The 20,869-nt window shown below is 34.6% G+C and carries 18 protein-coding genes and 5 tRNA genes; 1 reads left to right on the forward strand and 22 read right to left on the reverse strand.

Features of this window, described 5'->3' with window-relative positions; translation table 11 throughout:
- Window positions 1-227: 227 nt before the first annotated feature.
- Entirely contained in the window at window positions 228-2,012 is a 1,785-nt protein-coding gene (locus DFR80_RS05185; protein WP_114489390.1) for an FAD-dependent oxidoreductase, read from the forward strand.
- 1 nt (window position 2,013) lies between these two features.
- Here the strand turns inward: DFR80_RS05185 and DFR80_RS05190 are convergent, their stop codons facing one another.
- From DFR80_RS05190 to DFR80_RS05295, 22 genes are all read right to left on the reverse strand, one after another.
- Window positions 2,014-2,949 carry a class I SAM-dependent methyltransferase gene (locus DFR80_RS05190; RefSeq protein ID WP_114489391.1) on the reverse strand — a complete coding sequence of 312 codons (936 nt, stop codon included), beginning with the start codon at window positions 2,947-2,949 and terminating at the stop codon, window positions 2,014-2,016.
- A gap of 2 nt (window positions 2,950-2,951) precedes the next feature.
- A complete protein-coding gene (gene yihA / locus DFR80_RS05195) occupies window positions 2,952-3,554 on the reverse strand; it encodes a ribosome biogenesis GTP-binding protein YihA/YsxC (RefSeq protein WP_076544358.1) in 603 nt (200 codons plus the stop codon).
- The gene (lon, locus tag DFR80_RS05200) at window positions 3,544-5,892 is read right to left on the reverse strand and encodes an endopeptidase La (RefSeq protein WP_114489392.1); all 2,349 of its coding nucleotides are present in this window, start codon (window positions 5,890-5,892) and stop codon (window positions 3,544-3,546) included. The genes yihA and lon overlap by 11 nt, the downstream gene beginning before the upstream one ends.
- Window positions 5,893-6,105: 213 nt before the next feature.
- Window positions 6,106-7,377, reverse strand: a complete 1,272-nt coding sequence (clpX, locus tag DFR80_RS05205) for an ATP-dependent Clp protease ATP-binding subunit ClpX (RefSeq protein ID WP_076544360.1) — start codon at window positions 7,375-7,377, stop codon at window positions 6,106-6,108.
- A gap of 21 nt (window positions 7,378-7,398) precedes the next feature.
- Window positions 7,399-7,995 (reverse strand): ATP-dependent Clp endopeptidase proteolytic subunit ClpP, encoded by a 597-nt coding sequence (gene clpP, locus DFR80_RS05210; protein ID WP_076544361.1) that lies wholly within the window; start codon window positions 7,993-7,995, stop codon window positions 7,399-7,401.
- 124 nt (window positions 7,996-8,119) lie between these two features.
- The gene (gene tig / locus DFR80_RS05215) at window positions 8,120-9,400 is read right to left on the reverse strand and encodes a trigger factor (protein ID WP_076544362.1); all 1,281 of its coding nucleotides are present in this window, start codon (window positions 9,398-9,400) and stop codon (window positions 8,120-8,122) included.
- A gap of 112 nt (window positions 9,401-9,512) precedes the next feature.
- A tRNA-Leu gene (locus tag DFR80_RS05220) sits at window positions 9,513-9,598 on the reverse strand.
- A gap of 221 nt (window positions 9,599-9,819) precedes the next feature.
- Window positions 9,820-10,233: a YkvA family protein gene (locus DFR80_RS05225; RefSeq protein WP_076544363.1), complete on the reverse strand. Its 414-nt coding sequence runs from the start codon at window positions 10,231-10,233 to the stop codon at window positions 9,820-9,822.
- A 58-nt stretch (window positions 10,234-10,291) separates the two neighbouring features.
- Window positions 10,292-10,927, reverse strand: a complete 636-nt coding sequence (locus DFR80_RS05230) for a TetR/AcrR family transcriptional regulator (protein WP_076544364.1) — start codon at window positions 10,925-10,927, stop codon at window positions 10,292-10,294.
- 241 nt (window positions 10,928-11,168) lie between these two features.
- Window positions 11,169-11,245: transfer RNA gene (locus DFR80_RS05235), tRNA-His, on the reverse strand.
- A 25-nt stretch (window positions 11,246-11,270) separates the two neighbouring features.
- Window positions 11,271-11,348: transfer RNA gene (locus tag DFR80_RS05240), tRNA-Arg, on the reverse strand.
- Between the two features lie 6 nt (window positions 11,349-11,354).
- Window positions 11,355-11,431: transfer RNA gene (locus DFR80_RS05245), tRNA-Gly, on the reverse strand.
- Window positions 11,432-11,455: 24 nt separating this feature from the next.
- Window positions 11,456-11,532, reverse strand: a tRNA-Pro gene (locus DFR80_RS05250).
- Window positions 11,533-11,671: 139 nt separating this feature from the next.
- Complete coding sequence (locus DFR80_RS05255) at window positions 11,672-12,271, reverse strand: XTP/dITP diphosphatase (protein WP_076544365.1); 600 nt, start codon at window positions 12,269-12,271, stop codon at window positions 11,672-11,674.
- Window position 12,272: 1 nt separating this feature from the next.
- Window positions 12,273-12,992, reverse strand: a complete 720-nt coding sequence (rph, locus tag DFR80_RS05260; RefSeq protein WP_076544366.1) for a ribonuclease PH — start codon at window positions 12,990-12,992, stop codon at window positions 12,273-12,275.
- Window positions 12,993-13,018: 26 nt separating this feature from the next.
- Window positions 13,019-13,843 carry a glutamate racemase gene (gene murI / locus DFR80_RS05265; protein ID WP_076544367.1) on the reverse strand — a complete coding sequence of 275 codons (825 nt, stop codon included), beginning with the start codon at window positions 13,841-13,843 and terminating at the stop codon, window positions 13,019-13,021.
- Between the two features lie 24 nt (window positions 13,844-13,867).
- Window positions 13,868-14,407: a GerMN domain-containing protein gene (locus DFR80_RS05270; protein WP_076544368.1), complete on the reverse strand. Its 540-nt coding sequence runs from the start codon at window positions 14,405-14,407 to the stop codon at window positions 13,868-13,870.
- Window position 14,408: 1 nt separating this feature from the next.
- Entirely contained in the window at window positions 14,409-16,664 is a 2,256-nt protein-coding gene (locus DFR80_RS05275) for an N-acetylmuramoyl-L-alanine amidase family protein (RefSeq protein ID WP_076544369.1), read from the reverse strand.
- Window positions 16,665-16,682: 18 nt separating this feature from the next.
- A complete protein-coding gene (locus DFR80_RS05280) occupies window positions 16,683-18,251 on the reverse strand; it encodes a PAS domain-containing sensor histidine kinase (protein WP_076544370.1) in 1,569 nt (522 codons plus the stop codon).
- A 17-nt stretch (window positions 18,252-18,268) separates the two neighbouring features.
- The gene (locus tag DFR80_RS05285; RefSeq protein ID WP_076544371.1) at window positions 18,269-19,192 is read right to left on the reverse strand and encodes an ABC transporter ATP-binding protein; all 924 of its coding nucleotides are present in this window, start codon (window positions 19,190-19,192) and stop codon (window positions 18,269-18,271) included.
- On the reverse strand, window positions 19,185-19,685 hold the full coding sequence (locus tag DFR80_RS05290; protein ID WP_233493739.1) for a hypothetical protein: 501 nt from the start codon (window positions 19,683-19,685) through the stop codon (window positions 19,185-19,187). The genes DFR80_RS05285 and DFR80_RS05290 overlap by 8 nt, the downstream gene beginning before the upstream one ends.
- Complete coding sequence (locus DFR80_RS05295) at window positions 19,678-20,739, reverse strand: ABC transporter permease (protein WP_076544373.1); 1,062 nt, start codon at window positions 20,737-20,739, stop codon at window positions 19,678-19,680. Before DFR80_RS05295 ends, DFR80_RS05290 begins: the two co-directional genes overlap by 8 nt.
- Between the last annotated feature and the right edge of the window lie 130 nt (window positions 20,740-20,869).

The following is a 20,869-nucleotide window of genomic DNA, read 5'->3' on the forward strand; positions in this document are numbered from 1 at the left end:
TAACTTTGCAAATGATTATTCTGGCTAAATTACTATTCTGAGTAAATCACTAAGAAATTTGCAATTTATTTTTATTGTGCTATAATTATAGTGTGAAAAAAATAACTCATGACTTACTTTTATAAAGCATGTGAAATTATAAATTTAATTCTAATATAAAATAGTCATGAAGGAAAGCTTTAATAAAAGTAAAAAAAAATAAAAATATCTAAGGGAGGTAAAAAAAATTGAGTAATAATATTATAGTACTTGGAGCAGGATATGGTGGAGTTACTGCTGCTCAGACTCTCCATAAGAAATTAAAAAAACATCCTGACTCTACAATTACTCTCATTGACAGGAATTCTTATCATACCCTGTTAACAGAATTACATGAGGTGGCAGGCAAAAGGATTGAAGAAGATGCACTTGAAATTGATTTAGAAAGGATCTTTTCTTCAACAAGGGTAAATGTAGTTAAAGACGAGATCAACAATATTGATTTCGAAAATCAAATTTTAAGTTCTGATGATCATCAATACAGCTATGATTATTTGATTATGGGTGCCGGCAGCAAGCCGAGCTACTGTGGAGTTGAAGGTGTAGCCGAACACGCCTTTACACTCTGGTCAATGGATGATTCTAAGTCTATCAGAAAACACATTGAAAATTGTCTGCAGGAAGCAAGAATGACAGATGATCCAGCCGAAAGAAAGGAACTGCTTTCCTTTGCAGTTGCTGGTGGAGGTTTTACCGGAGTTGAAATGGTTGGTGAATTAATTGAATGGCTTGATGATTACAGCAAAGAATATAATATCCCACGCGATGAAATGGAGATTTATAACTTTGAAGGCCTTGATCAAATACTTCCTAATCTCAGTGATGAACTGGTTAAAAAAGCAAGTAATTATATGAGAAAAAAAGGAGTAAATGTTAAGACCGGTGAGTTTGTTGATAGAATTGAAGAAAACAAACTGGTTTTAAATGATGGAATGGAAGTCGAAGCTCGAACCATCATCTGGACCTGTGGGGTGCAGGCAGCTGATTTCGCTGCAAATTCTGGTCTTGCTACTGATCGTGCAAATAGAATAAAGGTAAATAAATATCTGCAGACAGCAGATTATTCCAATGTTTATGCTATTGGTGACAACGCAGCAGCTCCCTGGAAAAATGATCAGATCCTTCCTGCCTTAGTTGAGTCTGCTCAGCAAACAGGTGAATGTGCAGCTAAAAATATTATCGCTGAAATTAAGGGAGGGTCTAAAGAAGAACTTGAGCCAAATTTACACGGAGTTATGGTTTCAGTTGGAAGCAGTTATGCTGTAGCTGAAGTAATGGGCCTATCTTTGACAGGAATTCCAGCTATGTTTATGAAACACTCTGTTAATATGTTCTACCGTTTTGAAATTGGTGGTTTAAAAGAAACATACAGTATGATTACTGAATATATGAAAGAACAGGCTTCTCATAAAGGATTACTACCACAATTATTTGGCTTTGTTAGTGAAACTTCGAGGTCGCTCTGGCTGGTCCTTTTACGTGTCTTTGTTGGAATTATGTGGCTTTATGAGGGTTATACTAAAGTTAGAGATGGCTGGTTAACAGCACCGGATTATTTAGTTTCTGGAGCTTCAGCATCTCCAATTGGTGACTATGCAGTTGGATGGTATGTCTGGTTAAATGAAGCTATTATTTTTAAGTTTCCACTTTTCTTCCAAACTGTAGTTACTTTAAGTATGATAGGAATCGGACTTTCCTTAATCTTTGGTTTATTTGCAAGCCTGGGTGCCCTGGGTTCTGCCGGTTTTTCAGTTAACTTTTTACTTGCCGGTCAGTATGCTCACTGGTCCAGTGACTGGCCTGGACACTTTAGTCCTCTTTTCTGGTTCCTCTTTGCCTCAATTGCTTTAATCGGTTCGGGACGTTCCTTCGGCCTGGATTATTATGTTCTACCCTGGCTGAAAAGTAAAATCTGGAGCAGACCAAAAGATAAGGATCAGGATCTGAGAAAAGTAGTTAAAAAAATAAAATAAATTAATAGACTATTAATTTAAAAATTAGGATAGCAAAAAAGTAATCTATTCTATTTTTGGTTCCATAATATAATTTTTTTAATTGGCCCTGATTTTGCTCTAGCCTCTTTTCATTTAGCGAAGCTGCAAAATAAAGGCGATCAGAATTATTTTTACCGCTGGCCAAACTAAAAGCATTGTAAACATCGACCGCTTTAAAACCACTTTTTTTAAGTAATCTGACAATAGTATCAATCTGATATCCCCGTTCACTATGTGTCTCCTCAAAACAAGGAAGTTGATCATTATCAGGACATATTTTGAGCTTAACCTGCCATAAATTTTCTTTTGCTTTAACAATATCCTCCCAAAAACACTGATAACTATCCCCTTCGATTACAAATGATTTTTCCTCAATAGTTTTAATTCTGCCAATTGAGTTCATATCAAAAATAAATAATCCATTCTCAGTTAAGGAAGCTGCTGCACTCTCAAAACAACTCTGAAGTTGATTCAGATCAGTTAAATAATTTAAACTATCAAAAAAAGAAACTATTAAATTAAATTTGTTTTCAAAATAAAAATCAGTCATATTCTGTTCCTTAAAATTAACTGTTAAGTTCTTACTGTTTTGCTGCAAATGATAGGTTGAGTTATTTTCCTCAATAGAATAATTAATAAATTTACGGGAATTAAATAATTCAGTTTCTAATTTTTCTGCAGCTCTGGCAAGCATTGCTGCAGATAAGTCAAGTGCAGTGACTCTCTTAACTGACTGCAAATTTATTATTTTCAAAGTCATATTAGAAGTTCCAGAAGCTAGTTCTAGAACTGAATTTGGCTTTAGTTTATAATATTTTAAAAGGTCCTTTAAATACCTGAACCAGTATTTATAAGGAACATTTTTCATTACATCATCATAAATTTCAGCAAAATATGTGGTATAACTATAATCCATTTTTAACCCCTATCTTTTGCCAGCTGCATTAAAAAATCAAGATATTCATAGACATCCTTACTTCCTTCCCCACTCTGAGCAGAAAAAAATGTAAAATTATCTTCTCTGGTTAAACTTAATTCTTTATAAATTAATTTTTTCTGTTTTGCTTTTTTATTATTAGATATCTTATCTACCTTTGTAGCAACAATTAGATAACTTAAACCACTGGCCTGCAGCCATTCGACCATCATTTTATCATCTTTGGTTGGTTTATGACGAGAGTCAATAATCTGAACAACTCCAATTAAATTTTCTCTGTAATTTAAGTAAGTATCTATTAGTTCTGCCCAGTCATCTTTTACTTTTTGCGGTACATTGGCAAAACCATAACCAGGCAAATCTACCAGATAAAACTTATCATCAATATTAAAATAATTAAGAGATTGGGTTCTTCCAGGAGTATTACTTGTTCTCGCCAGTTTTTTCTGTCTGGTAATTCTATTTATCAATGATGATTTTCCAACATTTGAGCGACCACTAAAGGCTACCTCAGGCTGCTGCAGCCTGGGGCAGTCTTCATATTTATATACACTTTTATAAAATTCGGCATTACTAATCTGCATGATTTTCATCCTCTAGCAATAAAATATCCATTACCTCATCCATGTGAGAGACAAATGTTACATTTAAGCCTCTGGTAATTTCTTTTTCAATTTCTTTAAATTTATTTTCATTTTTCTTTGGTAAAATAAAGTTATTTATCCCCGCTCTTCTTCCGGCAAGAATTTTAGTTTTTAAACCACCAATCGGCAGCACTCTACCTCTTAAGGAAATTTCTCCAGTCATTGCATAATCTCCACGTACTTTGCGACCTGTTAAAGCAGAGGCTAAAGCAATTGCAATTGTAATCCCTGCTGAAGGTCCATCTTTAGGAACAGCACCCTGAGGTACATGAATATGAATATCATATTTTTTATAAAACCCATCACTTAAGTTTAAGTCATTCTGTTTAGAGCGTACATAACTCAAAGCTGCCTGCGCAGATTCTTTCATTACATCTCCTAAAGAACCGGTAAGAGTTAACTCTCCTTTACCAGGAACTACTGCCACTTCTATATCCAGAATATCTCCTCCTGCCTGATTATAAGCAAGACCTGTAGCCACACCAATTCTGTCTTCAAGATCACTTTCCTGATGTTCATAATCTGCCAGTCCCAGATATTTTTCCACACTATTGACTGCAACTAGAGCTTTATGATCTCTACCTTCCACAAATTCTTTAGCCACTTTACGTGCTATAGCAGCAAGCTTTCTTTCTAGATTTCTTACACCTGCTTCTCGGGTATATTCCCTGATAACCTTTAGAATAGCATTAGAAGAAATGTTAATCTGATCTTCTTTTAAACCATGATCTTCATATATCTTCGGTAAAAGATGACCTTCTGCAATTTTTAATTTCTCATCTTCAGTATAACCTGGGATTTCAATTAATTCCATCCGATCAAGAAGAGGCGCTGGTATTGTATGAGCTACATTAGCTGTTGTAACAAAAAGAACCTGGGAAAGATCAAATGGAACTTCAAGATAATGATCACCAAACTCTTTATTCTGCTCTGGGTCTAAAACTTCAAGTAAAGCAGACGCTGGATCTCCTCTAAAATCGGAGCTCATTTTATCAACTTCATCCAGTAAAAAGACCGGGTTTTTGCTGCCGGCATCCCGCATAGCATTTATAATCCTGCCGGGTCTGGAACCAATGTAAGTTCTGCGGTGCCCTCTAATTTCTGCCTCATCTCGTACTCCACCCAGAGAAAGACGGACAAAGTCTCTGTCCAGTGCTCTGGCAATTGAACGACCAAGAGAAGTTTTACCAACACCCGGGGCACCTACAAGACAAAGAATAGGACTTTTCTTAGCTGGTGCCATTTTGCGAACAGCCAGATATTCTAAAATTCTCTCCTTAACATCTTTTAATCCATAGTGATCTGCTTCTAAAATCTGCTCAGAACTTTGTATGTCAATTTCCTCATCTTTTTCTTTATTCCAGGGAAGATCTAAAACACAATCAAGATAGTTGCGAATTACTGTAGCTTCGGGTGACATATTAGGAGTTCGATCAAGTTTTTCAATCTCCTCTTCAACCTTTTCAGCTACATTCTCTGGCAAATCTGCCTCTTCCAATTTTTGATAGTACTCATCAATCTCATCAGTTGAACTTTTGTCCTGATCTAGTTCATCCTGAATAACCTTCATTTTTTCTCTTAAATAATATTCTTTTTGGTTTTTTTCAACTTTCTTTTTTACTCGTTTATTTATATCCTGTTCAATTTTTAAAACTTCAATTTCATCCTGCAGCAAACTCAGCATTTTTTCCAGACGCTGAATTATATCAGTTGCTTCCAGTAATTCCTGTAACTGCTGATATTTCAATTCCACCTGTGATGATATAACATCCGCCAGTCGACCTGGTTCTTCAATATTGCTGGCTGACATAATTGTTTCCGCAGGCAAATTACGATTATATTTAATATATTCTTCAAACTCCTTAACTACAGTCCGCATTAAAGCCTTAACATCTGTAGTTACTTCAACTTTTTCTTCAGGACAGCTTTCTGCTTCAACCAGAAAATATTCTTCTGTATCAATATATTCAATGACCTCAGCTCTTTCCAAACCTTCGACTACAACTTTAATCATACCATTCGGAAGTTTAACCAGCTGTTTTACCTCGGCAATAGTTCCAAACTGATAAATATCATCTATTTCAGGCTCCTCTATTGTTTCATCCTTTTGTGCAGCTATAATAATTTTCTTTTCCTCCATCATCGCTTCCTCCAGAGCAGCTATAGATTTATCTCTGCCAACCAGAAGAGGAATCACCATATGTGGAAAAACAATCACACCCCGGGACGCAAGTAGAGGGAGTTCCATCACTTCTTTAACTTCATTATCTTCAGACATTAATTTTCACCTCTATCAATTATATTTAGATAAACAAATTCTTAAATTAATTATTCTACTTTAATAATTCTGGATTCTTAAGTTTTCCCCTCCAAAATTAATCAAAAAAACGAAAGAGATAATACCACTCACTCATCAGGAGTAATATTATCTCTAAATAATCTCTTACAGCTTAAAATTTTTAAACATTTTACCTTATTTAATCCTTAGCTGTTAAGCGCTTTCTTCCTCTTCTAGTCTCTGTTCTTCAATTTCTAGAATAGGATCAGCATTTTCTTCTATAACTTCCTTAGTAATAATACACTTTCTAATTTCAGGCCTTGAAGGTAAATCATACATGATATCTAAAACAGCATTTTCTACAACTGATCTCAGACCACGAGCACCTGTATCACGTTCTAATGCTTTTGCTGCAATAGCTTTTAAAGCTTCATCAGTAAACTCTAATTCTATATCATCCATAGCAAAAAACTTCTCATACTGTTTTACTAAAGCATTACGCGGTTCTTTCATAATTCGAACCATATCTTCTTCCTCAAGCTGATCTAAAGTAACCTGAACTGGCATTCTACCAATAAATTCTGGAATTAAACCATAGTGCAGTAAATCCTGAGGCTGGATATGCTTTAAAGTATCCCCTATATTCTTATCCTCTTCTTTAGTCTTGATATCAGCTCCAAAACCCATTACCTTTTCGCTAATCCGGGAATCAATTAACTTTTCCAGACCATCAAAGGCTCCACCAGCAATAAAGAGAATATTGGTTGTATCTATCTGAATAAATTCCTGATGAGGATGCTTTCTTCCACCCTGGGGTGGAACACTGGCAACAGTACCCTCTATAATCTTAAGCAGTGCCTGCTGTACACCTTCCCCAGATACATCTCTGGTAATTGATGTATTTTCTGATTTACGGGCAATTTTATCAATTTCATCCACATAAATTATACCTTTTTCTGCTTTTTCTACATCATAATCAGCAGCCTGAATCAGTTTAAGCAGAATATTTTCCACATCTTCTCCTACATAACCAGCTTCTGTTAATGATGTAGCATCTGTTATTGCAATTGGTACATCTATAATCTTGGCCAGAGTTTGAGCCATCAGAGTCTTACCACAACCGGTAGGACCTACCATCATAATATTACTCTTCTGCAACTCAACATCATCAACCATCATATTGGAGTTAACTCGTTTATAATGATTATAAACAGCAACTGACAGTGATTTTTTTGCTCTTTCCTGACCAATTACATATTGATCTAAATATTCTTTTATTTGTTTTGGTTTGGGAACACTTTCAAATTCAAGTTCCAGTTCCTCATCCAATTCTTCTTCTACAATTTCATTACAGAGTTCTATACATTCATCACAAATATAGACTCCTGGACCGGCAACAAGCTTCTTGACCTGGTCCTGGCTCTTACCACAGAAGGAACATTTTAGCTCCCCATCTTCGTGATCGTGATCGCCAAATTTGAACATTATATCACCTCTTGGGCTAAATTACTTTTCTTTTAATTCATTTCGGGTAATTACTTCATCAATTATTCCATAATCTACAGCTTCTTCTGCAGTCATAAAATAATCTTTTTCTACATCCTGAGCAATTTTCTCTGAATCCTGACCTGTGTGTTTGCTGAGAATATCATTTAATAATTCTCTAATCCTCATTAACTCTTTAATATGGATTTCAGCTTCAGTCGCCTTACCCTGAGCTCCACCGGCTGGCTGATGAATCATCACTCTTGCATATGGAAGAGCATAACGCTTCCCTTCTGCACCAGCAGCAAGCAGCAGTGCACCGGCACTAGCAGCCTGTCCCATACCAATTGTAACTACATCAGGCTTAATATACTGCATTGTATCATACATTGCCAGAGCAGCAGTTACTGAGCCACCCGGACTGTTAATATATAGATAAATATCTTTATCCGGATTATCTGCTTCTAAAAAGAGCAGTTGAGCAATAACAGTATTCGCAACATCATCTGTTACTGGAGAACCCAGAAATACAATTCTATCTTTTAAAAGTCGGGAATAAATATCATATGATCTTTCCCCACGATTTGTCTGTTCAACTACCATTGGAATAAGGCTCATCGTTTAAAACCTCCCTTTATTTTTTGGCACAGGGTATTCTCTAAATTTTACACCTGATACCTATATATAATTATATCTGATTTAATGATGAAAAACAGTTATTATTTAACAATCTAATCAAAATTTAATTATTTTCAATTAAGAAATCAATGGTTTTTTGTCTTCTAATATCTTCTGTAAGCTGTGAAAGCTGTCCCTGCATCTGCAAAATAGCTTTAATCTGTTCTGGATCCTGATCATGCATTTCTGCAATCTCATTTACCTCTTCTTCAATTTCTTCATCTGTAACTTCAATATCTTCTACTTCAGCAATAGCTTCCAGTACCAGCAGTTCTTTTGCCCGCTCTGATGCAGTTTCTTTGTTCTGTTCTCTCCAGCCTTCTTCGTCCATACCCATATAGCCCAGGTAATCTTCTACATCCATACCCTGCTGGGAAATAGACTGAGATAAACGCTGGAACATCTGGTCAAGCTGCTCATCTACAAGAGTATCAGTCATATTAACTTCAGCATTTTCACTTGCCTTTTTTATCAGTTCTTCTCTAAAGTTATTTTCAGCTGAATTTTCTTTCTGTTCAGCTAATTCTTCTTCAATACTAACTCTTAGTTCTTCCATTGTTTCAAAATCACTTGCTTCTTTAGCAAAATCATCATCTAGTTCTGGTCTTTCTTTAACTTTAATTTCTTTAAGAAGTACATCAAAAGAAGCATCTGCACCTGCAAGGTCATCTGCATGATAATCTTCCGGGAATGTTACTTCTACAGATTTTTCTTCTCCAACCTTCATTCCAATTAACTGCTCTTCAAAACCGGGAATAAAGCTTCCGGACCCTATTTCTAAGCTGTATTCTTCGGCAGAACCACCCGGGAATTCCTCTCCATCTACATAACCGGTAAAGTCAATAATTGCAAAATCGCCTTCCTGCAGTTCTTCGCGCTCGGCAGTAACCAGCTGACTGTGCTCATCCTGCATTTTTTCCAGACGCTGAACAATCTCCTCGTCTTTGACTGCAGTATCTTCTTTTTCAATACCTAAACCTTTGTAGTCACCCAGTTCAACTTCAGGCTTAACCTCTACAATTGCAGTAAAAGTAGCAGGCTCTCCTTTTGAAATATAAAAATCTTCTATATCTGGCTGATCAATGGGCTCAATATCAGCTTCTTCTACAGCTTCGCTGTATCCCTTTGGGATCAGAATATCGAGTGCATCTTTGTGTAGAACCTCTTCGCCAAATCTCTGTTCAATTATCTTGCGAGGAGCTTTCCCTTTTCTAAATCCAGGAATTTCTACATCCTTAACCACCTGACGATAAGCCTGCTCTAATGCTTCATCTACCCGATCACTTTCTATTTCAACTTCCAGCTTAACTTTATTACCTTCCAATACTTCCTTTTTTACTTCCATTAATATTCCTCCTAACTGATATTTAAATAAAACTTTAAAAAACTCTCTATATGTTAATAATCCCCGATCTGGCACCGGGCCAATATCGGGGGTCAATGACAGAATTATTAAATGGTGCGAAAGGTGGGACTCGAACCCACACGGGGATTGCCCACTAGATCCTAAATCTAGCGCGTCTGCCAATTCCGCCACTTTCGCATAGTAAATAATGCTGTGAGTGAAAACTTCTTTTTTCTTTTTCACAAAAAGCACATATAATGTTAGCATAGCTTTTTGCTCTTGTCAAGGATTTTTTAAAAATTATCATTTAATTCTTCTAATTTAATTTATAAATTGAATTAGAATCCCGACAGCAAAATTTTCATCTTTTCAATTATATAATAAATCAAAGAAAATTTCCAGTGAATCACCAAAATAATTTATTCTTTATCTATCTCAACGGTATTAGACTCAAGTTCTTTCCACCTACGAAAATGTTCTAACTCCTGTGAGAGCTGCCTAAAAGCAAGGATAAATGCTGCTGCATCATCAGTCAGACCAACTCCCGGCAAAAAATCAGGAATTAAATCTGTTGGTAAAATTAAATAGGCCAGTGTAGCTACAATCCAACCTACGGCTGCTTCATTGAGCTTAAAGTTGCCTTTTGAATACTCACTTAACATTTCCAGCAGTTCTGTTACCTTATCTATAAAAGGCAGCTTATAATTTTTCTTTTCAATAAAATCTCTACTCTTATCAAGAATTTTACTCACACTTTCATGGCCAGTACCCCATTTAGTAGCAAGACGACCCAGAAAAGCAAGTAAATCATCATTATTAAAATTCTTTTTCATATTTACACCACCAGTTTTAGTTAAAAAGTGAGAAAAGTGAATTATATTTATAATCCAACTAAGATTTTTCAGGTTTCATTAAAGATAGATCAACTTTTCTACCTTTTACATTTAAGGTTCGGTTTAATAACTCTTCTACTGCTGCAAATTTATCAACATACATTTCTTCGGTTGTAAATTTAGCATAATGTCGATGCAAAAAATTATCGATACCCATAAACAAAATTTCGGTTATCTCTTCCGGGTATTCAGTTTCAAATTCCCCTCTTTCAACCCCTTCTTTTACAATGGCTGTAAAAATAGGCATAAACTTATTCCAGAACTCCTTATTCCTCTCTTTCATAAATTTAGCATTTTCATCAATTTTAAAGAATTCATAAACTTTAAAATTACCACGTCTGCTAAAAATAAGGCGCAAAATAACCTTTTCCAGTTTTTCTAAAGAAGACATTTTTTTGTTTTCTAAAACATGTCTTGCCTTTTTTTCTGTCTTTCTATATCTTTTTTCTAAAAGAGAAGAAATAATATCTTCCTTTGTATCAAAATAGTAATAAAAAGTCCCCTTAGCTACACCTGCTCGAGCAGCTATATCTTTAACAGTAGTTTTTTCAAATCCCTCTTCAATAAATAGTTTTTCGGCCTCATTTAAAATTGTATTACGCCTTTTCAGCGATTTTTTTGTTTGTTTTGCCACTCTTATTAACCTCCACTTGTTTTTTTGACTCAAAGTCAGGACAGAGTGAGTATATTATAGCATAGAATTTCAATTAATTAAATCATAACCTAATATTAATTATATCCTTTCTAAAAGTTATTAGTCAAGATTATTGATAAGAAATAAATTTATTATTTTTAAAACAGTATTTAAAAATCTATTAATAATTGAATTATAAAATTTTGCATAAAAAAAATACATCTTAGATAGATGTATTAAATGGGGTGGATGATGGGGCTTGAACCCACGGCCTCGGGAGCCACAATCCCGCGCTCTAGCCAACTGAGCTACATCCACCATATTAGGTTGTTTAATTTGAAAATGGCGCGCCCGACAGGATTCGAACCTGTGGCCTACGGATTAGAAGTCCGTTGCTCTATCCGGGCTGAGCTACGGGCGCATAAAATGGAGCGGGAAACGAGACTCGAACTCGCGACCCTCAGCTTGGAAGGCTGATGCTCTAGCCAACTGAGCTACTCCCGCTTAAAAACTTGCTATAATCTAAAATGGTCGGAGCGAAAGGATTTGAACCTTCGACCCCCTGCTCCCAAAGCAGGTGCGCTACCAAACTGCGCCACGCTCCGACGTGTTTTGTGCCGCAAAAATTAATAACTTTTTTCGCGACGACAATTAATAGTATATAGTAAATGCCGCTTTCGGTCAAAGAGGAAAACGGCATTTATTGATGTTCAGATTAAATTAAATGCTAAATGCTGCTTTTTATTAATTATAGCTCTCTTTTATTTTCCTTTTCATTTTAATTAAAGCCCTACCTCGATGGCTAATTTTATTCTTTTCTTCCTGGCTAATCTGGGCCATTGTCTTCTTATATTCAGGTAAATAAAAGATAGGATCATAGCCAAAGCCATTTTCCCCAGCAGGCTCTTCAGCAATCAGTCCCTCACATCTTCCTTCAGCAGTAATTTCTATATTTTTAAAAGGATCTACCAGAGCAATAACTGAAACAAAAGCTGCCTTGCGATTGGACTCAGGCTGTCCTTTTAATATCTCTAATATTTTCAAATACTTATCTCGGTCATTTAAATCTTCTCCCCCAAAACGAGCCGAATAAATTCCAGGTGCTCCATCCAGATAGTCTACTGAAAGACCAGAATCATCTGCAAGTACAATCTCATTTAATTCTTTAGCACGCTGCCTTGCTTTTTTCAGAGCATTTTCTTTATAACTCTTACCATCTTCTATAACATCAGGCAGTTCCAGTTCTGGATCAAGGCCTTCAAAATCAAAATCCAGTTCAGCGAAAAAAGCCTTGATCTCCTCTATCTTATGCTGATTACCACTACCAATAATTATTTTTCTCATTTTACTCACCAACCAGTGAGAGTTTTTGTTCTTCTATTAACTCTAAGATACCTTTTTCTGCCAGGTCATATAACTGATCCAACTCTTCTCTACTAAAGGGATGTTCTTCTGCTGTACCCTGAATTTCAATGATTTCTCCCGCTTCAGTCATAGCAATATTCATATCAACCTGAGCTTTAAAGTCTTCTTCATAACATAAATCGAGCATTGGAGTTCCATTAACAATCCCAACACTGGTTGCTGCCATAAACCCCTGCAGAGGATTTTCGTCCAATTTACCCTCATTAAGCAAATAATTAATTGCATCTACAAGAGCCACATAAGCACCGGTGATTGAAGCAGTTCTGGTACCGCCATCAGCCTGCAGCACATCACAGTCAACCCAGATTGTACGCTCACCCATTTTGTCTAAATCAATAATCGCCCGTAAACTTCTACCAATCAGTCTCTGAATCTCCTGAGTTCTGCCACTCAATTTTCTTTTAGCTGCTTCTCTAATATTTCGATCCTGAGTTGCCCGGGGTAATAAAGAATATTCAGCAGTTAACCAGCCTTTATTCTGGCCTCTTAAAAAGTAAGGAACACTATCTTCTATAGACACATTACATAAAACCATAGTGTCACCAGTCTCAACTAAAACAGAGCCCTCAGCATATTTTGTATAATTCCTTGTTATTTCTACTTCTCTTAATTGATCTACTTTTCTTCCATCATTACGCATTATAAAATTTCCTCCCAGTTTAATTCTTAACTAAATATATTTTCTTCTTTAAAATTTAAAACTTCTAAACCTAAAAACCTGCGTCCATGTTCCAGAAAACGTCTGGATATCCGGCTCTTATCACTTACAATAAATTTATGCTCAGCATTTCCTGTTATATCTTTTTTTAAAAGTTCAATTTTTGTCAAAGTGTCTTTAACTTCAACTGCCATCTCATGAGCGGGGTTAATTAGCGTAACATCATCCCCCATTATCTCGGCTAACAAAGGACTCAAATACGGAAAATGTGTGCAGCCTAAAATTAAAGAATCAACTTTCGCTTCTTTTAAAGGCAAAAGATAATTTTGAGCAGTTCGCTCAACCTCAGCTCCATCAAACTTTCCTTCCTCAACCAGCTCAACAAATTTGGGACAGGCTTCCGCATAAAGATCAGCTCTACTATTAAATTTCAAAATTGCATTCTGATAAGCTAGACTATTAACTGTTCCCTCTGTACCAATAACTGCAATTTTTTGTCTATTACTTATTTTTACTGCTTTAGCAGCCGCACTTTTAATCATTCCAAAAATAGGTATCTCAAATTTATTTTGAACATAGTCAAGAGCGGCAGATGTAGCTGTATTACAGGCTATAACAACTGCTTTAACCTTTTTTTTATAGATTAAATAATTTATTATCTTTTCTACATACTCCCTGACTAAATCTAAATCTTTGGGGCCGTAAGGAAGATGTAGAGTATCTCCATAATAAATAATATCTTCTTCTGGCAGCAGCTTAAAAATTTCGCGAGCAACCGTCAGGCCTCCAACACCTGAATCCAGTAACCCAATTGCTCTCTTTGAATCTTCCAACAAAACCAACTCCTATTAATTTAGTTAACTTCCCTCAGTTAGTTTTTGATTGTACATCAAGGGTTGTGTTAAGTCAAGATGACCAACCAAACTTTCTACCTCTTTTCCTTCAATCAATATCCGGACAGTTTGAATTTCTTCCAGCGAGGTATAAGAATTCACGATAGAGTAAATTGTCAGTAATTCTCCTGTGCTACCACCCCAGTGATTATCTCTAAAAGCCTGATTGAAATTTAAAATTATCATTTTATCTTCAATTTGGTAATCCAGCAGTTGACTGCCTGCTGGAATTGTTGCAGTAAGTCCACTACTTTCCGGTCCAGATTTGAGTTCATCAAATATCTGAAAATATAAGTCGCTTTCCTGATTAATAGTCCTCTTTTCTGATTTCAAATAATTTGCATTTTCGGTAGAAAAATAAACTTTGATTTTATCATCCAAAAAATAATTATTATAGAAGAGGAAAAGTAAATAAAGTACTGCTGCTGTCAACAGTAAAACTCTCAAAACAAGCAGCATTTTTCTTTTTTGCTCAGGACTTAATTTAATCTTTTTAACAGCCATATTATTTTCCCCCATTCTCTTCCAGGTAATCAAGAATCCCTTCCGTAATCAGAGATGCGGCTTTTTTCTGGAATTTGGATGATTGAAGCATTTTTTCTTCTCCAGGATTACTTACAAATGCAACTTCTATCAGAGCAGAAGGCATTTTTGTATATTTTATAACATAAAAATTACTTTCCTTGATTCCTCGATCATAAATTCCAAGACCTCTCCCCAGTTTATCATGTATTTTTTCAGCAAGAAATCTATTCTGATTATTTTCATGCTGATTATAATAAGTCTCTACTCCACCTGTTTGAGGATTATTAAAGGAATTAGCATGAATACTGACAAATAAATCTGCATTTCTGGCATTAGCAAACTTGACTCGCTGCTGCAGTGAATGGAAACGATCAGAATTTCTAGTTAAAAGCACTGTCTGATCTTTATCAGCTAATTGACTGGCAATTTCTCTGGCAATTGCTAAATTAGAAACTTTTTCTTCCAGACCTGTCATTCCTATAGCACCCGGGTCAAAACCTCCATGCCCTGCATCAACTACTATCAGATGACTTTCAATTTCTCTATCTTCTTTCATTTGCTTATTTAAATAATCCTTAGCTAGAGCAATTTTAATCCCATGTTTATCCTGATATGTCTCAACTCGATGGCTGTAATAATCATTTAATTCAAAAACCAATCGGGTGACTTCTTCTCCCTCCAGTTGATAATTACTACTTCTAATATCTTTTATTAAAGAAGTCTTTTCAATGGTCTTAAATTCATCCAGGTTATTTAAAGTATTTTTAAAATCAACTACTATTCGGTGCGGATAATTAAACTTCTTAACCTCATATTCAGCTCTGCTGTCCATTAAAATGTCAAGATATTGATATTTATCATTATCCTCTGTCCTGATTTCTGCAAACTTATTTTTTAAATTAACTGTGTAATGATAGATACCATTTTTCTCTTCTTCTACCCAATCATAGCCAGTAAGCTCTTTTAGGTCGGCAACTATTCTAACAGTCTGTTCATCAAATCTTGCTGTCCTTAAATTTTTAATCAGAGAATTATTAACCTCTATTTTATCAAGAATCCCGGCTCCACGATTAACATGATAGAGATTCATAACCAGTCTTGGAGGGGTTTCCAGCAAAAATAGTTCAGGATTTAAGGCAGAAGAAGAATCAAAACTAAAACTTCCCGCTGCATAATCAAGATTTGTAATCTCCGAACGCTGTCCTGGCTTAAATGCCAGCAGACTATTTTTTTCTCTTTTTAACGGCTTAAATATATCCCCATTTACCATTGTGGCTTCTATCCTTAAAATTACCGGGTCCAGATCATGCTGGGTAACCTTAATGTCCTTAATCAGAGGATGATTTTCTATATCCAGATCAAAATTACCAATAACTACAGACGGTATATCAATAATCATTTTTTTGCTTTCAGAGATATATTTAGTTTTTGCATCAGGAATTTCACCGGTAGCTTCAACTTTCAAAATGTTATTTTTATCAATCCTTATATCTTTAAGCTGAGGCAGGAAACTGAGGACCAGTGAATCTTCATACTCATAAACTCCCCCATCAATCTGAAAGGGAATCGGAGTTCTACTTTTAATAATTAACCTTAATAAAGCTCTATCCGGAACATTAACAACACGCAAATAATAGTTATTATTTGAAATATTATCACTAAACTCCTGATCAATTACTGCCTTATCAATCTCTATAGTAATTTCTCTACCATCTTCACTATGTAAAATTCTATAAGGTGTAATCTCATCCATTTTAATCTGAAGTTGATTACCATCTTCCTGCCAGGATACATTGTTAATTGTTGTTTCTGGCTGAAAAATATACAGCTCCTCATTATCGCGCTGATATTCAAGCAGATATCCAAATGCCTCTATCGATTTTGCCAGCGGAATATATGCCTGATTATCTACCAGCTGCAGACCAGCTCTAGTTTTTAAAGCATCATTACCTATCTGAATATATCGACTATTGGCCATGATTTTAATTGTAACATTCTGGGACTTCATTTCCAGTGATTTAAGAGCTGGTCTCCAGGTTAAATCAGCATCCAGTAATTCTGCCAGGTCCCTTGCCTTAATCAGCAGTTCCCCTTCCCGGCTTACCGTTTCTATTTCCGAAGTAATATCTTTGCTATTAAAATAAATTGTATTTTGAGCTGCTGCTGTACTGCTCAGAATAAAAATTGATAAAATAAGCAGTAAAATTCTAATGCCAAATTTTCTGGGAACTGACAAGGTAACCCCTCCTTACTTTTAAATATAATTAATATCACTAAATTCTAACTCTACCTTATTTAATAGACTGTCTGCGGAATAACTTTCTGCAGCCAGAGTTCGCTCATCAATGGTTTCTGCAGGTAAATAAACACTAAATCTGCTGTAAACACCGTAAATACTGTCCAGTTCTATTTTTCCACCATGCATCTCCACAATTGACTTAACTAGAGATAAACCAATCCCACTACCCTCTCTTTTTTTATTAAAACTCTGATCCACCTGTCTAAACTGTTCAAATATAATATCCTGATTTTCCTTTTTAATACCAATTCCAGTATCTCTTAAAGAAATTTTAATCCACTCTTTTTCTTTTTCAATTCTTAATAAAATTTCGTCTCCCTCTGCTGTAAATTTTACAGCATTTGAAATCAAATTCAAAATCACTCTCTCAATATTAAACGGGTCACAGGCTATTACTTCCGAATCCAGACTGCTTTCAAATCTAAAATTTCTATTTTTGGCTTCCAGATAGTCTCTGGTACTTGTTACAACCGATCTGATTAATTCTATAACATCAAAATTGGCCCGATGAAGCTGAAAAGTATTAACATCGATTTTAGTTATATCAATAAGGTTATTTACAAGTCTCAACAGTCTAAATCCATTATTTCGAATTGAAGCCAGATATTTATCAAAATGATTTATCTGTTCAAAATTAGTATTTTTAAGTTTATAATCTAAAAGCTGCAGACTGGAGAAAATCAAATTTAGAGGAGTCTTCAATTCATGCGAAATATTTGCAAAAAATTGAGTTCTCAGCTCACTATATTTTAATTCTTCTTTCTGATTTTCAATTCTTCTTTTTGTTTCTATCTTCTCACTAATATCTTGAGCAATCGAAATAATTTCCAGTATTTTATCGTTTTTATCTCTTATTAAGGCAGTATTCCATTCACAGTAAAGTTCACTGCCATCTTTAGCTATATTTTTATTAATGTTGTAACTCTTTTTCCCTTCAAAGACATTTTCAATAACCTCTGTTATTTCAGAATAAGAATCTTCGGCTACAATTAAATTAAAATTTTTATTAATAACCTCTTCTTTTTTCCAGCCAAAAATGTCTTCAGCCTTATCATTCCAATCAATAATGTTTGTTTCTCTATCAGAAACAACAAAAGCGAGTGGTGCTTTTTTAAAAATACTTCTGTATCGTTTTTTGTTTCTATAAAATCTTTTCTCTTTTTCCAGCTCTGCAGTAATATCTTCAGCCAGGCAGAGTAAATAATCAACTTTGCCCTGATTATTATGATGAGGTATTGTATCTACTTCAATTGTGTGAAGCTTTTTATTTATCTCAATTTCCATTTCAGCCTTTTTCCGCAGACCTTCGTTAAAAATATTTTGATTAAATCTTTTAACTGTTTCAATCTCTTTTTGATCCAAAATAACAGATACAGATTTCCCCTCCAGTTCTGAAACTTTACAGGAACAAAAATCAGCCATTTTCTGATTTACAGAACCAAAGTGAGTTGGATCTTTAAAAATATAGGCAATTTTATTTAAATTATTAAATAAAAAATCAAAATCAGGTGCAAGCTTCTGCATCCTATCTCCTCCGAGAATTAATTATTAAAATTATTAAAAACCTGCTGCAGATCTGCTTCAACCTTCTTTAGATCGAGCAGTTTAAATTTTGCAGCTACTCTCTCTGCCTTATTAAAAAGCTGCTGGTCAAAATTCAACTTCAAATTCAAAACTCCAGACTGCAGACTGTAATCATCTTTAGCAGCCAAAACACCTTCTAAAAACTTCTTGATTTCTTTTAAATCAAGATCTGGATCAATTAAAAATTTGAGTTCCAGATACTTTTCCTGAAGCTTATTTTTAAATGCTGAAGGTCTGTTAACTGCCAGTACTTTTCCCTGATTAATAAAAGCTACTCTATCACAGAGCCGATCTGCTTCTTCCAGATAATGGGTACTCAAAATTACAGTTTTCCCTTCTTCTTTTAAGCTCAGAACTTTTTTACGAATAATTTCTGCCGAAATTGGATCAAGCCCTCCGGTAGCTTCATCTAAAATTAAGATTTCTGGCTCAGCAAGCAGTGCTCTGCAGATCATCAGCCTTTTTTTCATTCCCTTAGAAAAGTTTCTAACTTCTTTTTTAGCAGCATCCTGCAGCTTATATTCAGACAAAAGTTCAGCAATTCTAGCTTTGCTAACATTATTTATTCCGGCAAATAACTTAAGATTGTCAATAGCATTAAGTCTCAGATATAAATTGCTTTCTTCAAATACAACTCCGATTTTTGCCTTTAACCAGCCCGGAAGTTTTTTGTTGACAGATGATCCCATTATTTTTATACTTCCCTGATCAGCACTTAAAAGCCCGGTTAATATCTTAAGGGTGGTTGTTTTTCCGGCGCCATTAGGCCCTAGCAGCCCAATAATCTCTCCTCTATCAATTTGAAGATTAATACCTTTTAAAGCTTTAAAACCTGAAAAATTTTTTTCTAAATTTCTTATCTCAATAATTGGATTATTCATTTTTATCAGCCGGTTCTGCTGCTTCATCATTATTCAAAGCATTTTTATAATCCCAGAAAATTTGGAAGTCATCATTAATTTTTCTAATATAAACCTTCTTCTCAGACTTTTCTTCCCGACTGCCAAAATGTTTGAATTTTAATAAATAACTAACCTGAAGCTGATAATAACTGCCAAAATCATCAGCATAATCAAATTTATCTTTAATTGTCTTAAAATCTATTTCTTTGGCAGCAGAAACTTTAATTTCTGTATATTTCAATTGATATTTTTCAAAATTCTGCTGTTGAAATTCTGTATATTTATTTTCGGGTAATATCCTTTTTAATTCTGCAGCAAAATTATTATAGACCTCAGAAAAATCCCTTTCTGAATAACTATTATAAATATATTCTGTAAAAGCCTGCGGATTTTCGAATCCCTCAGCCTGAACTACTGGATTTATTAAAATAATAATAGAAATAACTGCTAACAAAAAATTATTTTTATTCAACAAGAGAATCAGCCTTTCTAGTATAAATAAGGATTATTAAATAAAAAATCAATGCAAATAAAATTAAAACTGCTAACTCTAAAGACAGATTTCTATTGCCTCCCTCATAAACCAGAACTTTATCTAAAGCCTGATATAAATAATGAGTTGGAAAAAATAATGCTAATCTCTGTGTTAAGGGAGAAACATCAGCAACAAGAGCAGGAAAAATAATTGGAAAATAGATAACTGTCGAAATTGACCTCGAAGAAGACTGTGATTTACTGAAAAGACTAATAATTAATCCCAGACCACTAAAAACAAATGAAGCAGCTGAAATAATAATAAAGGCAGATAATAATCTATTAAACCCAATTACTAAAACTCCATTTAAAGCTCCCATCAAAGTGGAAGTTATTAAAACTAAAATCCAGGCGAATAAACTTTTGGCTATTATCACCTGGTAAATATTTGCTTTTGTGACCAGTAAAGCGGCCAGAGTTTTATTATCCTTTTCTTCCGATAAAGAAGCAGATATTAACATTAAACCAATCATTGTAATTGTAACTGTTAACCAGACTGGTAAAATTGAACTGCTAACTTTTACTTCTGAAGCAGAATTAAAGTTAAATTGGGGACCACTATTTAGATTATGATAACTTGATAATAACTGAGAAATATTTTCTTTCAAAATAAAAAAATTAATTGTATCTCTACTATCTAAATATATCTGATAACGGTCTTCAATATTTTCTGGATCAGGATCATAATTTATAGCTGCATCAATAGATCCTGCCGCTGTAGCCTCTTTACCAGCCTTAATATTGGGATATTTTTCAATTTTAAAGTTTTTAAAATTACTGTTAATAAATGATACCAGTTCTTCGCTTTCAGGTCCACTTACTGCAAGTTCGAAATTTCGCACCAACTGCTGAGAACTAACAAGAGAAAACATCAGTGATGCAAAAAGAGGTAGCATGATAATCATTAAAGCAGTTCTATTTTTCAGTGATTCTTTTATATCTTTCTTAATTAGTAAAAATATAATCTTGATATCTTCTTTAAAATTAGGCATTATTACTCCTCTACTAATTTAAAATTTATGTCTGACTAATCATGGAAAGAAGGGAGAAATAAATACATTTCTCCCTCCAATTTTTTCTTATGGAGCCATTCTATCAAAAAAGTAAACGATAGCCCATACT

This window comes from Halanaerobium sp. ST460_2HS_T2 (genome assembly GCF_003337665.1).
Lineage (GTDB): Bacteria > Bacillota > Halanaerobiia > Halanaerobiales > Halanaerobiaceae > Halanaerobium > Halanaerobium kushneri.